The following is a 13,548-nucleotide window of genomic DNA, read 5'->3' on the forward strand; positions in this document are numbered from 1 at the left end:
AGCTGGCTTACTGCTCTGGCTCCGGCCGTTCCCGCTCCAGCGGTTGCTTGCAGCGGCGGCAGTGGTAGCGGGCCTCGCCGCGCACCACCTTGTTGTGACGGCGAATAGAGAGTTGATGCTGCTGGCAGTGACAGCGATAGGGCACGGTGCGCTGGGCCAATACTGCCAGATCGAAGCTGTGGGTGGTTCTGGGCTCAAGGCCGAATACCTCTCGCATCACCGACTGCCACTGGCGGCCGTGGGGCAAGACCCGGCTTTTGCCGTGACCTTCACCCCATAGGGCGTGAACCAGCAGATGGGCCACCTCGTGGGGCACCACCTCATCCAGAAACGCCTGTTGGTTGGCCTGATAGAGGGCGGGATTGAAGCGCAGCTCCCAGGTTTCCAGCCGCGCCGATCCTGCCGCCCGACCGCGCATATTGCAATGGACTTGCGGGCGGGGGAAGGTACGGCCAAGGCGCGCCTCGGCCTGCACAAAACAGGCTTCTACGCGTTGTTGCAGCAGGGTGACAAGCTGGGAAGGGGTGGCAGACATCAACATCTCGTCAGATAGCGGATAAGCAAAAGGGGAGCCTGGCTCCCCTTTTATCACAACAGCGAGCCTTACAGGCCAGCAGCAGAACGCAGCAGCTCGGCCTTGTCGGTCTGCTCCCACGGGAACTCGTCGCGACCGAAGTGACCGTAGGCCGCGGTAGCCTGGTAGATCGGGCGCTTCAGATCCAGCATCTGGATCAGGCCATACGGGCGCAGTTCGAAGTGCTCGCGCACCAGCTTGACAAGCAGATCTTCGGCGACTTTGGCGGTACCGAAAGTTTCCACGCTGATGGAAGTCGGCTCGGCCACGCCGATGGCGTAGGAGATCTGGATTTCACAGCGATCGGCCAGACCGGCGGCAACGATGTTTTTGGCAACGTAACGGGCGGCGTAGGCAGCGGAGCGGTCAACCTTGGACGGATCCTTGCCGGAGAAGGCGCCACCACCGTGACGGGCCATGCCGCCGTAAGTGTCGACGATGATCTTGCGACCGGTCAGACCGCAGTCACCCATCGGGCCGCCGATAACGAAACGGCCGGTCGGGTTGATGAAGTATTTGGTGTCTTTGTTGACCCACTCGGCCGGCAGCACCGGCTTGATGATCTCTTCGCGTACCGCTTCAACCAGATCTTTGTGGCTGATGGATTCGGCGTGCTGGGTAGACAGCACCACGGCATCGACACCGATGATCTTGCCTGCGTCGTCGTAGGCGAAGGTCAGCTGGCTCTTGGCATCCGGACGCAGCCACGGCAGGGTGCCGTTCTTGCGCACTTCAGCCTGACGCTTCACCAGCAGGTGAGAGTAGGTGATGGGGGCCGGCATCAGCACGTCGGTTTCGTTGGTGGCGTAGCCGAACATCAGGCCCTGGTCGCCAGCGCCCTGCTCCAGCGGATCGCTGCGGTCAACGCCCTGGTTGATATCCGGGGACTGCTTGCCGATGGCGTTCAGCACGGCGCAGGAGTCAGCGTCAAAGCCCATGTCGGAGTGGGTGTAGCCGATTTCACGTACGGTATCACGCACGATCTCTTCGATATCAACCCAGGCAGAGGTGGTTACTTCGCCGGCCACCATGACCATACCGGTCTTGACCAGGGTCTCGCAGGCGACACGGGCCTTGGTATCTTGCTTGAGGATGGCGTCCAGTACCGCATCGGAGATCTGGTCCGCAATCTTGTCGGGATGGCCTTCGGAGACCGACTCGGAAGTAAACAGCTTTGCCATGATAAGAGTCTCAGCTTGTCTGGGTTATCGCCACGGCAATAACCGGATGAATGGGATGGTGTAGAGGTATCTACATCTGGACGTCTATTTTAATTAGCGCCCCCCGTGATTGCCAGCACTATTTTGTCGCGCAGTGTCCAATGGGTCACAAGCGGTGCTCTCCTATCCCGAAAGGGATGGAAATCAAACGTTTTTCTCTGGTTGCTTTGGTCAATAGAGGGCAAGAAAAGCGATTGTCCTCCCAAAGCCACTTTATTCATCCAGATAATATTTGCACGCCGCGCGCCCTGCTGGGACAATAACGCGCCTTAATCTTGGCCATCAAATGAAGCAATCGCAGGAGATTCAGATGCCTTCTCGTAAAGAGCTTGCCAATGCCATTCGTGCATTGAGTATGGATGCCGTTCAAAAAGCCAACTCCGGTCACCCGGGCGCCCCCATGGGAATGGCGGATATCGCCGAAGTGCTGTGGCGTAGCCACCTCAGACATAACCCGAACAACCCCAAGTGGGCCGACCGCGACCGTTTCATTCTCTCCAACGGCCACGGCTCCATGCTGCTGTACTCCCTGCTGCACCTCTCCGGTTATGACCTCTCCATCGACGATCTGAAAAACTTCCGCCAACTGCACTCTCGCACCCCGGGTCACCCGGAGTACGGCTATGCACCGGGCGTGGAAACCACCACTGGCCCGCTGGGTCAGGGCATCACCAACGCCGTGGGTATGGCGATCGCCGAGAAAGCCATGGCTGAGCAGTTCAACCAGCCGGGCCACGACATCGTTGACCACTACACCTACGCCTTTATGGGCGACGGCTGCCTGATGGAAGGTATCTCCCACGAAGCGTGCTCCCTGGCAGGTACCCTGCAACTGGGCAAACTGATCGCGTTCTGGGATGACAACGGTATCTCCATCGACGGTCACGTAGAAGGCTGGTTCACCGACGACACCGTCAAGCGTTTCGAAGCTTACGGCTGGCATGTAATTCCGGCTGTTGACGGTCACAGCCCGGAAGCCATCAATGCCGCCATCGAAGCCGCCAAGGCCGAGACCGGCAAGCCGACTCTGATCTGCTGCCGCACCATCATCGGTTACGGTTCCCCGAACAAATCCGGTTCTCACGACTGCCACGGCTCACCGCTGGGCAACGACGAGATCGCCGCTGCGCGTGCCTTCCTGAAGTGGGACCACGCGCCGTTCGTTATCCCGGCCGATATCGCTGCCGAGTGGAACGCCCAGGAGAAGGGCGCTGCACTGGAAGCCGACTGGGCTGCCAAGTTCGCTGCCTATGAAGCCGCTCACCCGACGCTGGCTGCCGAATTCAAGCGCCGCACCGCAGGCGACTTGCCGGCCAACTGGGCTGCTGAATCCGCCAAGATCATCGAAACCCTGCAAGCCAACCCGGCCAAGATTGCGACCCGTAAAGCGTCCCAGAACTCTCTGGAAGCGTTCGGCAAGCTGCTGCCGGAGTTCATGGGTGGCTCTGCCGACCTGGCGCCGTCCAACCTGACCATGTGGTCCGGCTCCAAGTCCCTGACCAACGACGATGCCTCCGGCAACTACATCCACTACGGTGTACGCGAGTTCGGCATGTCCGCCATCATGAACGGTATCGCCCTGCACGGTGGTTTCATCCCCTACGGCGCTACCTTCCTGATGTTTATGGAGTACGCTCGCAACGCCCTGCGCATGGCCGCCCTGATGAAGCAGCGCGCTATCTTCGTTTACACCCACGACTCCATCGGTCTGGGTGAAGATGGCCCGACTCACCAGCCGGTTGAGCAGATCGCCTCCCTGCGTCTGACTCCGAACATGAGCACCTGGCGTCCGTGTGACCAGGTTGAATCTGCCATCGCCTGGAAACACGCCATCGAGCGTACCGACGGCCCGACATCTCTGATCTTCTCTCGTCAGAACCTGGCCCAGATGGACCGTACTGCCCAGCAGCTGGCTGATACCGCCAAGGGTGGCTACGTGCTGAAAGATTGCGCCGGTACACCGGAGCTGATCCTGATCGCCACCGGTTCCGAAGTGGAACTGGCCGTTGCCGCCTATGAGCAGCTGACTGCCAAGGGCCGTGCCGCGCGCGTGGTCTCTCTGCCGTCTACCGACGTGTTCGACGCTCAGTCTGCCGAGTACAAGGAGTCCGTCCTGCCGTCCTCCGTCACCAAGCGTGTGGCCATTGAAGCCGGCATCGCTGACTACTGGTACAAGTACGTCGGTTTCGGCGGCAAGATCATCGGTATGACCACCTTCGGTGAGTCTGCCCCGGCCGAGCTGCTGTTCAAGGAATTCGGCTTTACCGTGGAAAACGTGGTTGCGACCGCTGAATCCCTGTAATAGCTAATTGCTGTGTATAGAACTGAAAAGCGCCTCCTTCGGGAGGCGCTTTTTTATTACTATAATTAAATCTATTGTTTAGTTTGGCCGATTTCCCTAAGCCTTAATTACAATTTCGTAGTTAAATATATATAGCGCGATATTATTATTTCCTTGGAGTGTGACAATGATTGATGGAATAACGTTGACAGCATCTGGAGTTTTTACATTATTAGTGAATGTTATTGGTGTGTTTTGGTTAAAGGAGCGACTAAAACAATCAATTAGTCACGAATACGATAAGAAGTTAGAAGCATTCAGAAATGAAATGCAATCAAAATTACAGCATGAGCAGCAAGTGTTCAACTTAGGCGCAATGTCCCACATGGCGGGCACCGTTTTTGATAAACATGTGCAATTCTCGGAATTGTACATAGAGAAAGTTATGGAAACTTTCTATTACTTAAGAACAAATAGAGATAGCGAGAAGGCTTTAGGCTTTGCTGGTGATTTAACAAAGTTGAGGTTCAAATTTTCAGCTTGGCTCACGAATGATATTGATGGGCAGCTTATTAAGTTCGAAGATAAGCTAAGAACTTTAGGCGCTAATAGTGAATACATCAACTTTCCAAAAGGCCAAGGCACAAATCAAGAACATCGTGATCAGGCAGCAAGAGAACTTCTTGAGATATTGTCTGCATTTACCTCTTGGAAAGAGCCTTCAATTTCTCACCCTGAAGTACAGCTTAGTTACATACAAAATTCACTTCGAGATGTGCTTGGAGTAAATAAGTTGGTTAACATAAGGGAAATGATAGTGGAAAATGCTAACAAGCAGTTAAAAAGATGAAGGGTTCGATATGAAAATAGCCTGTAGGTTCGATTAGCGAAGCGTAATCGGACGTTCGCGTTCTTTATATCGATGTCATAAAAATAATATCCCTCCCTGTTACCAAAAGAGACCGGCATATAGCCGGTCTCTTTTTTATTTCCGCAACCTTTACGCCTGTGGCGGGGTGCTTTCGGCGTTGGACATCACTGCATCGATTTGTACCAGAGCACCGGCGGGAAGTTCACTTACCCCGATTACGGTGCGGGCAGGCAGGTAGCCCGGGAAGTATTTGGTGTAGACGGCGTTGACCGCATCCAGATCCGCGATATTGCCGAGCTTGATATTGACCTTGACGATATCGTCCATCACATGGCCGATGCTCTCCACAATCGCTTTGATATTGCTCAGGCACTGGGCGGTCTGCTCCTTGATGCAGCCAGCCAGGATCTTGCCGGTGGCGGGATCTATCGGTAACTGCGCAGAGAGATGGTTGTAGTGGGAGAAGGCGACGGTCTGGGTGTGCAAGGGGCTGCGCGGTGCCTTGTCGGTATTGCGCGGGCGGATCACCAGATTGTGTCTGTCTTCCACCAGTTGTGGCGGGGTGCCGTCACCGTGGGAGATGACCGCATCCATCTGCACCAGCGCACCCATGGGCAGGGCGGAGGCGGCAATCACGCTGCGGGCCGGCATATAGGCGGCGGCGCGGGCAATGGCGGAGTCGGGGAAGAAGGTGGTGTAGACCTCGTTGACGGCCTCCAGATCGGCCAGATCGGTCAGATAGACGGTGACCTTGACGATATCGTCAAACGGCACGTCGATGCTCTCCAGCACCGCCTTGATATTGCGCAGGCACTGGCCCGCCTGCTCCTTGATGCCACCGGCAACCAGCTGGCCAGAGGCTGCATCGACCGGCAGCTGGGCGCCGATATTGTTGTAGTGGGAGAAGGCCACGGTATGGGTGGAGAGCGGATTGTGCGGCGCCTTGTCGCTATTGCGGGCCAGTTTAACCAGCGGGCAAGGATCTTGTGGGAAGGTACCTTCGCCGTTGGAGATGATGGCATCGATCTGCACCAGTGCGCCCAGCGGCAGGGCGGCGACGGCGAGGGTGGTTCGGGTCGGCAGATAGCCCGGGAAGAATTCGCGATAGACGGCGTTGACCGCCTCCAGATCGGCCATCTCTTTGAGGAAGATGGTCGCTTTGACCATATCGTCCATCACATGGCCGATGCTCTCGATGATCGCCTTGAGGTTGCTCAGGCACTGTCTGGCCTGCGCGGTGACATCGCCACTCACCACCTTGCCGGTGGCGGGATCGACCGGCAACTGGGCCGAGATATTGTTGTAATGAGAAAACGCCACCGTTTGGGTGCAGGGGCCCAGATCCTGGGGTGCATGGGGGGTATTTCTTGCCGACTTGATGATGGTGCTACTCATAGATATGCCTCTTTTTAATATTTGTTGTTCATTCAGGTACAGGTTTACCCCATCTTGTTGTGCGCCACGGCCACTGCGCCAGCGGCGGCATCCCCGGTTATTATTTGTGATCCACTCAATCGCTGAGAGGAATAAGGTAGAAGAGGACAGGGTAGATATTTCAGACGCTGCGATTTTATGAGTGGCTATCAGGGGTTGCAAACCGCTGATTGCATTTCTATGAGATGGCTCAATGGGCGCAAATTTAATCATATTGCTATTCAATTCACCCGAAATTGCAGCCAATTCGTGCGCAAATGGTGCCGAACCGGCGGACAGCCTTGCCCTGACTGGGTTTGCTCTTTCCCTCTTCGGGATATTGGCATGTGAATAAAGGGTTAATATTATGCGCCGATGTGCAAATAATGCATATTATGGTGCATGGATATCTGTTTTCAGCATTTTTAAGGGGCTATGAAAATTCCCGTGAATATGCATATCATCATTATTAAAGATACCTCTGGAATATAATTCACGGCTTTTGCATTTCCCTCTGTTAATGATAATTCCGGCATACTTGGTGACGCCTTGCTGGCAGCTGGGATCTGTTATTAATGCCATAAAATTCTATGCCATGAATTTGCACGGCGGATCTGCTCCTGCTGCACAGGAGTGCGGAGCATGGCGCTGGCGTTGGCGTGACGGCGTGCGGGAGCTGTGGTGCTGGATGAGAGGTGGTGTTGGATAAGGAAGGGGGAGGTGGTGGCAATCCGCGTCTCTTCACGGCCGGTTGTATCCCCCGATGGGTGGGGTTGCCCCGCGTCATCGCTTTTTCCACTTTTTGCGGCTTTGTCTGATCTCCCTCTTATCTGTTGCTGGTTGTGATGATTGGGATGGTTTTCAGGGCTCGGGAACAGCTCAGGTGATTTCGCAGGAATAAAGTTCAATGTTCTGTTTTTAAAGGGAAATTCGTAAAAAAATGGATTTATCGACCGCTTTTTATGGTTTCTTGATGAAACTGTTAATTAGTGGCGTGATTGCGAGTCAGGTCGCTTTTTTCAATCGCTATTAATCGTATGATTAATAAGGTAATCAAGGAGCCCTGACGGAGAGCATCGATGCACCGGCAGGCCATTGCCCAGGATTGGCAAGCGAGATCGCATCGCGATCATCATTACCTGACTGTGGAGGATTTATGCTGGGTTTCGTTCTGGGCGATATGTATTGTCAAACATCTGGGCAGCGGTTACCTCCTCGCCTGGGAAAGAGCTTTCCCATTCCTGCCGATTACCGACTGCGCGGCCGGGTATCCGCCGCCATCATGACCATCGAGAGCCTGCTCGATACCCCTTATCCGCAAAAGCAGTTTCGTGAGCTGGTCTTTGGCGCCTTTATCGAGCGCCAGCGTCGGCTGTTTGGCGAACATGTGATTGTGGCCCGCATGGAAGGGGAGGAGGGGCTGGAACTGTCGATTGATCTCTCGTTTGTCAGCACCGCCGTACCTGTGGGCCTGCTGGCCATCTCTGAAGAGCTGGCCCTCGCCACGGCGCCGCGTCCCAAGAAGAGCCATCCCCACTACGAGGCGCTGTGCAAGGCGATCGACTGCATGGTGATGCTGATGTTTTATGGCAAGGTGATCCGCCAGCGTAATACGGTGTTGGAAAATATCGGCCATCAGTTTGGTTATCAGCCCGCGGCGACCCTGACGGCGCGTGTTGGCAAGGGTGGGGAGGATGATTACGATGCCTTCATGGTCAATATCATGACCTGTATTGCTCACTCCAACTCGCTCAAGGAGGCGCTGGAGAACGCCAGCCGGATGGGAATTCAGGAGCCCGCTTTCTTCTGCATCGTCGGTGCGATTGCCAGCACCCTGTGGGGCGTGCCCAGACAGTGGGCGTATCAGGCTTCACAGCTGATCCATCGCTCCCACCACCACTACATCCAGAATCTGCTTCGCTGTGAAACCCGTGCCGGGCGGCGTCATATCAATCTGGAGCCGCCAAAGCCCCCGCTGTTTGCACCGATCCGGCAACAGGTTGTGCGTCTGTTCAAGGGGGCACACTGATCCGCAGCCCTCTTGTCATCACTCAGGCGGGATAAAGCGCCCCCAGCACAGCCGGACGGCTGGCGCCGGTGACGGCGGGCAGGTTACCCGGCTTGCGGTGAACAAAGCACATGGCCAGCCAGGCAAAGGCAGCGCCTTCCACCCAGTCGGGGGCAAGGCCCAGCTCGGCAGTGCTGGCGATGCGCCATGCAGGCAGCAGGCTGGCCAGCTCCTTCAGCAAGGGGGCGTTATGGGCGCCGCCGCCGCAGACAAACAGCTCGGCTTTCGGCTGGCTGGCACCGACTGACTCGGGCCGGGCGGGCAATTGGCTGGCGATGCTGTGGCAGGTGAGCGCCTGCAGGGTGCGCTGCACATCCACGGGGGCGTATGAAGTGCCTGCCAGCTCCCCATCGAGCCAATCGAGGGTAAACATCTCCCGTCCGGTGCTCTTGGGGGAGGGGGCGGCGAAGTAGGGGTGAGCCAGCAGTTTCTCCAGCAAGGCAGGGATGGGCTTGCCGCTGGCGGCCCATTTGCCACCGGCGTCATAGCTGCCGCTGTGGAGCTGATGGCGGCGATACCAGCCATCGAGCAGGGTGTTGGCCGGGCCGGTATCAAAACCATATACCCCGCCCGGATTGCCCGGCAGCACCGAGATATTGGCGATGCCGCCGAGGTTCAGTACCACTCGCAGGGCGCCGGGTTTGGCAAACAGCGCCTGATGGAAGGCGGGCACCAGCGGCGCCCCCTGACCGCCGAGGGCCATATCCATGGTGCGAAAATCGGCGATAACGTCGATGCCGGTTAGCGCCGCTAGCAGGGCGGCATTGCCGATCTGCAGGGTAAAGCCGAGCTGGGGGCGATGGCGGATAGTCTGGCCGTGGCTGCCGATGGCGCGAATATCTTTGGGCTCAAGCTTCGCCTTGGCCAGCAGCGCGTGGGTGGCGGCGGCAAACTCTTGCGCCACCAGATTATCGGCCACCCCCATGCGGTCGATTTCGTTGTCGCCCGGGGTGCAGAGTGCATGCAGCGTGCGTGCGGTCTCTTGCGGCCAGGGGTGACAAAGCGCCGCTTCGACCCGCAGTTCATCCCCGGCGATCATCACCAGCACGGCATCAATGCCGTCCATGCTGGTTCCCGACATCAGACCGATATAGCGCTCAGCCATGGTGTCTCCTTACATTGCTGTTCGAAAATACGGTGTGCAGAGAGGGTGAAGAGGGGAACGGCTTTCATCCCATGCCACATGGCGTGATCTTTGACATCAGACCGATATAACGCTCAACCATGTTGCATCCTCAATGCGGACCGGAAAAAGAGTGAGAGAGACAGGATAGATAAGCCCTTGCTTCCGTGCCACATGCCGCTCCCGGTGTTCCATCTCATCTTATGTCCGAAAGTGGACTCATTTCAATCTGATTGCCTGGCGCGGGTTCAATAAAAGGGGCTGGCAGGGCCTTCACCCTGCCAGCCCTGATGACTTAGTTGCCGCGACTATCCCGCTTGTTCTGGGCCAGCTGCAGCTCGGGGTTGTCGAGCTTGGCCAGTTGCGGCATCGCCAGCTTTTTGAAGTTGGCCAGCTCGCGTCCGCTCAGGGTCTCTGCCTGCGGCAGGGTGAGGGTGCGCGGGTTCTTGTGAATGCCGCCCACCACGAATTCGTAGTGCAGGTGCGGGCCGGTGACGCGACCGGTGCCACCCAGAGTGCCGATGGTCTGTCCCTGCTTCACCCGCTGCCCCTTGTTGACGGTGCGCTTGGAGAGGTGCAGGTACTTGGTCACATAGTTGCCGGCATGCTTGATAAAGACGTAGTTGCCGTTGAACTGGTTGTAACCGGCGGCCACCACGCTGCCGGAGCCCGCCGCCATGATGGGGGTACCCACCGGCGCCACATAGTCGATGCCGTTATGGGGGCGGATCTTGCCGGTCACCGGATGGAGGCGACGCGGGTTGAAGTTGGAGCTGATGTATTTGAAGTTGACCGGCGCACGCAGGAAGCTCTTGCGCATCGCCTTCCCTTCCGGGGTGTAGTAGTTGCCATCTTCATTGAGCACGGCGCGGTAGGCGGTGCCCTGGTTGACGAACTCGGCCGCCAGAATATCGCCGGAGGCGACCCGCTCGTCGTCGCGGAACTTGTCTTCATAGACCACCCGGAAGCTGTCTCCCGGCTGCAAGTCCTGGGCAAAGTCGATGTCCCAGCCGAAGATGGCGGCCAAGTCCATGATCTGATCTTCGGTCATCCCTGCATCCACCGCGGCGCCCCAGAAGCTGGAGCGGATCTCCCCCTTGCTCACCTGTTCACGGGTGTCGAGGGCGATCTTGACGTTGCGGGCGACAAAGGTCTCCTCCTTGCGGCTCACCTTGAGCGCCTGCTCCAGACTGTGGGGGTAATAGAGGCTGTGCAGCTCGCCGTTCTCGGTGAGCTTGAAGGTGAGTTCCTGCCCAGGTTGCAGCATCCGCAGGGGATCGCTGCCCTCGAGCTGATCGATCAGGTGCAGATCCGTGGTGCTCAGGCCAATGCGCTGGAAGATCACCCCCATGTTGTCGCCACGGCGCACCTTCACCTGCTTGGTGATGTAGCGCGGCTTGGGGGGGGTAACGGGCTGGGCGGCTTCGGCCGTCAGCTCGTCGTTCAGTGTGTTGTCGTTCGCCGGTTCCCGCAGGGCAATTTCGTTGCCGTTTTCATCGACCCGTGTTGCTACTGCCTGTTCGCTGGGCCAGGCAGCCAGCATCATGATCATGATGCTCAAGATCAGCACCATCTTGCGGTGCCAGTGGGGGAGTGCGTTGAAGGCGTGCCAAATAACCATGAGAAGCAGATGAAGTCGGGCAGAATGGACGGATTTTACAGCCTTTCCAATTGGCCCGCCATTCCAGTAATATGTTTGGCCCTGTGGAATCGTGATGGAGAGTCAAAAAATGTCCCAGCTCGAGGTGGCGCTAGCCGAGATCAAGCGCGGAGCGGAAGAAATTCTGGTTGAAGAAGAACTTGTCGCCAAGTTGAAGGAAGGGCGCCCGCTGCGCATCAAGTTGGGCATGGACCCGACCGCCCCCGACATTCACCTGGGCCATACCGTGATCCTCAACAAGCTGAAGACCTTCCAGGATCTGGGCCATGAAGTGATCCTGCTGATCGGTGACTTCACTGCCATGGTGGGTGACCCCTCCGGCAAGAACGCTACCCGTCCGCCGCTCTCCGAAGAGGCTATCAAGCATAACGCCCTCACTTATGCCGAGCAGGCGTTCAAGATCCTCGACCCGGCCAAGACCCGCATCGAGTACAACTCGACCTGGCTGAGCGAGCTGGGTGCGACCGGCATGATCAAGCTGGCGGCCAAGCAGACCGTGGCCCGCATGATGGAGCGTGACGACTTCAAAAAGCGCTACACCGGCGGCCAATCCATCGCGATTCACGAATTCCTCTATCCGCTGCTGCAAGGCTATGACTCGGTCGCGCTGAAGGCGGACGTTGAGCTCGGCGGTACCGACCAGAAGTTCAACCTGCTGATGGGCCGCGAGCTGCAAAAAGATGCCGGCATGGCGACCCAGTGCGTGCTGATGATGCCGCTGCTGGTGGGTCTGGATGGCGTCAAGAAGATGTCCAAGTCCGCAGGCAACTACATCGGCGTCCATGACGCCCCGGGCGAGATGTTCGGCAAGATCATGTCCATCACCGACGATCTGATGTGGAACTACTACGAGCTGCTCTCCTTCCGTCCGCTGGCTGAAATTGAAGAGTTCAAGGCAGGCATCGCTGCCGGTACCCTCAACCCGCGTGATGTGAAGATCTGGCTGGCCAAAGAGATCATCGCCCGTTATCACGACGAAGCGGCGGCTGAAGCGGCCCACGAAGATTTCACCCAGCGCTTCTCCAAGAACGCCATCCCGGACGAGATGCCGGAAATCGAGCTGGCTCTGGAAGGCGAAGGTCTGGCCATTGCCAACCTGCTGAAAGAGGCCGATCTGGTGGCCACCACCTCCGAAGCGCTGCGGATGATCAAGCAGGGCGCGGTCAAGGTGGATGGTGAGAAGCTGGAAGATGGCAAGGCACTCATCGGTGCCGGTACCGCCGTCTATCAGGTCGGCAAGCGCAAGTTTGCCCGCGTGACGGTCAAATAACCAGTACCATCAAATAAGCAGTCGCATCAGGCAAGCTGGTCATCAAACCGGTTCAAGCTTGTTCAACAGGGCCTCCTTCGGGAGGCCTTGTCGTATCTGGGCGGCACGGATCTGGGCGATAAAGTGCCGCAGCACGGCACTGCTTGGGTGTGGCCGTGTCGCCAGACTGATGCTGGTCATCATGCCGTTGCCCTCAATGGGGTGATAACTGACCCCGAGCGGACGCAGCGCCGCCACCGAGCTGGGCACCAGAGTCACGCCAAAGCCCGCCTGCACCATGCCGACGGTGGAGATCACCTGCGGGCATTCGGGCCCCAATATCGGCTCGAAGCCCGCCTCCCGACAGAGGCCCACGATGCCGTCATAGAGCCCGGGCCCGATGGCGTGGGGAAACAGAATAAAACTCTCGTCCTTCAGGCTGGCCAGTGGCAAGGGGCCCGGCTTGGCCTTGGGATGGCTGGTCGGCAGGGCGATCAGCAGCGGCTCCTGCTCGATAAGGTGGTGGGCAAAGCCCTCGCTACCGCGGCAGGGGAGCCGCAAGATGGCGGCATCCAGCCGATCGTTGCGCAGCGCCTCCACCAGTGCCGGCATGGTGCCCTCCTGCGGGCTGAGGGCTACCTCGGGGTAGCGCTCCCGATAGTCGTGCAGCAGGGTCAGCACTGCGGGGTGGAGCACGGTGGAACCAGCAAAGCCGATCCGCAGTGCCCCCTGCTCGCCCCGGGCAATCCGCTTTACCTTCTGCTTTGCCGCATCGGCCAGCGCCAGGATCTGCGCCGCATCCTGATAGAGGCTCTCGCCCGCCTCGGTCAGCTCGACACTGCGGGTCAAACGGCGCAGCAGCGGGGTGCCCAGGGTCTCCTCCAGCTTGCGGATTTGCTGGCTCAGGGGCGGCTGGGCCATGTTGAGTGATTCGGCTGCGCGGGTGAAATTCTGCTTTTCAACAACGGCCATGAAGTAGCGGAGCGTACGAAGTTCCATATCGATTGAGTCTCAAAGTCATGGGATCAGCGTATTGGTGTTGAAATGTGAACCAAGTCACCATTGGATCCGAACGCTAACAGGATTCAC

At 57.8% G+C, this 13,548-nt stretch carries 10 protein-coding genes; 4 read left to right on the forward strand and 6 right to left on the reverse strand.

Going from position 1 to position 13,548, the window contains the following annotated elements:
- Positions 1-7: 7 nt before the first annotated feature.
- Complete coding sequence (locus AB5Y67_RS14330; RefSeq protein WP_199427485.1) at positions 8-535, reverse strand: SprT family zinc-dependent metalloprotease; 528 nt, start codon at positions 533-535, stop codon at positions 8-10.
- 68 nt (positions 536-603) lie between these two features.
- Entirely contained in the window at positions 604-1,755 is a 1,152-nt protein-coding gene (gene metK, locus AB5Y67_RS14335) for a methionine adenosyltransferase (RefSeq protein ID WP_042058491.1), read from the reverse strand.
- Between the two features lie 349 nt (positions 1,756-2,104).
- Here metK and tkt point away from each other — a divergent pair, with 349 nt between their 5' ends.
- The gene (gene tkt, locus AB5Y67_RS14340; RefSeq protein ID WP_368207877.1) at positions 2,105-4,096 is read left to right on the forward strand and encodes a transketolase; all 1,992 of its coding nucleotides are present in this window, start codon (positions 2,105-2,107) and stop codon (positions 4,094-4,096) included.
- A gap of 166 nt (positions 4,097-4,262) precedes the next feature.
- On the forward strand, positions 4,263-4,925 hold the full coding sequence (locus AB5Y67_RS14345) for a hypothetical protein (RefSeq protein WP_150390385.1): 663 nt from the start codon (positions 4,263-4,265) through the stop codon (positions 4,923-4,925).
- Positions 4,926-5,075: 150 nt separating this feature from the next.
- On the opposite strand, the gene AB5Y67_RS14350 is transcribed toward AB5Y67_RS14345, so the two are convergent.
- Positions 5,076-6,341: a RidA family protein gene (locus AB5Y67_RS14350; RefSeq protein ID WP_368207879.1), complete on the reverse strand. Its 1,266-nt coding sequence runs from the start codon at positions 6,339-6,341 to the stop codon at positions 5,076-5,078.
- Positions 6,342-7,515: 1,174 nt separating this feature from the next.
- On the opposite strand from AB5Y67_RS14350, the gene AB5Y67_RS14355 reads away from it, so the two are divergent.
- Positions 7,516-8,388, forward strand: a complete 873-nt coding sequence (locus tag AB5Y67_RS14355) for a hypothetical protein (RefSeq protein ID WP_368207881.1) — start codon at positions 7,516-7,518, stop codon at positions 8,386-8,388.
- 22 nt (positions 8,389-8,410) lie between these two features.
- Here the strand turns inward: AB5Y67_RS14355 and AB5Y67_RS14360 are convergent, their stop codons facing one another.
- Positions 8,411-9,532, reverse strand: a complete 1,122-nt coding sequence (locus AB5Y67_RS14360) for an anhydro-N-acetylmuramic acid kinase (RefSeq protein ID WP_368207882.1) — start codon at positions 9,530-9,532, stop codon at positions 8,411-8,413.
- Positions 9,533-9,845: 313 nt separating this feature from the next.
- Positions 9,846-11,171, reverse strand: coding sequence for a peptidoglycan DD-metalloendopeptidase family protein (locus AB5Y67_RS14365; RefSeq protein WP_021229187.1), 1,326 nt, complete (start codon positions 11,169-11,171; stop codon positions 9,846-9,848).
- Positions 11,172-11,280: 109 nt separating this feature from the next.
- Between AB5Y67_RS14365 and tyrS the strand changes: the two genes are divergently transcribed.
- Positions 11,281-12,480 (forward strand): tyrosine--tRNA ligase, encoded by a 1,200-nt coding sequence (gene tyrS, locus AB5Y67_RS14370; protein WP_005347884.1) that lies wholly within the window; start codon positions 11,281-11,283, stop codon positions 12,478-12,480.
- A gap of 42 nt (positions 12,481-12,522) precedes the next feature.
- Here the strand turns inward: tyrS and AB5Y67_RS14375 are convergent, their stop codons facing one another.
- The gene (locus tag AB5Y67_RS14375) at positions 12,523-13,458 is read right to left on the reverse strand and encodes a LysR family transcriptional regulator (protein WP_150390389.1); all 936 of its coding nucleotides are present in this window, start codon (positions 13,456-13,458) and stop codon (positions 12,523-12,525) included.
- Positions 13,459-13,548 lie beyond the last annotated feature (90 nt).

Origin of the sequence: Aeromonas sp. s12 (assembly GCF_040907925.1) — a bacterium.
Taxonomy (GTDB): domain Bacteria; phylum Pseudomonadota; class Gammaproteobacteria; order Enterobacterales; family Aeromonadaceae; genus Aeromonas; species Aeromonas veronii.

Coding starts and splice junctions, on each gene's coding strand:
- AB5Y67_RS14330 (WP_199427485.1), bottom strand. CDS start 535: ATGTCTGCCACCCCTTCCCAGCTTGTCACCCTGCTGCAACAACGCGTA.
- metK (WP_042058491.1), bottom strand. CDS start 1,755: ATGGCAAAGCTGTTTACTTCCGAGTCGGTCTCCGAAGGCCATCCCGAC.
- tkt (WP_368207877.1), top strand. CDS start 2,105: ATGCCTTCTCGTAAAGAGCTTGCCAATGCCATTCGTGCATTGAGTATG.
- AB5Y67_RS14345 (WP_150390385.1), top strand. CDS start 4,263: ATGATTGATGGAATAACGTTGACAGCATCTGGAGTTTTTACATTATTA.
- AB5Y67_RS14350 (WP_368207879.1), bottom strand. CDS start 6,341: ATGAGTAGCACCATCATCAAGTCGGCAAGAAATACCCCCCATGCACCC.
- AB5Y67_RS14355 (WP_368207881.1), top strand. CDS start 7,516: ATGCTGGGTTTCGTTCTGGGCGATATGTATTGTCAAACATCTGGGCAG.
- AB5Y67_RS14360 (WP_368207882.1), bottom strand. CDS start 9,532: ATGGCTGAGCGCTATATCGGTCTGATGTCGGGAACCAGCATGGACGGC.
- AB5Y67_RS14365 (WP_021229187.1), bottom strand. CDS start 11,171: ATGGTTATTTGGCACGCCTTCAACGCACTCCCCCACTGGCACCGCAAG.
- tyrS (WP_005347884.1), top strand. CDS start 11,281: ATGTCCCAGCTCGAGGTGGCGCTAGCCGAGATCAAGCGCGGAGCGGAA.
- AB5Y67_RS14375 (WP_150390389.1), bottom strand. CDS start 13,458: ATGGAACTTCGTACGCTCCGCTACTTCATGGCCGTTGTTGAAAAGCAG.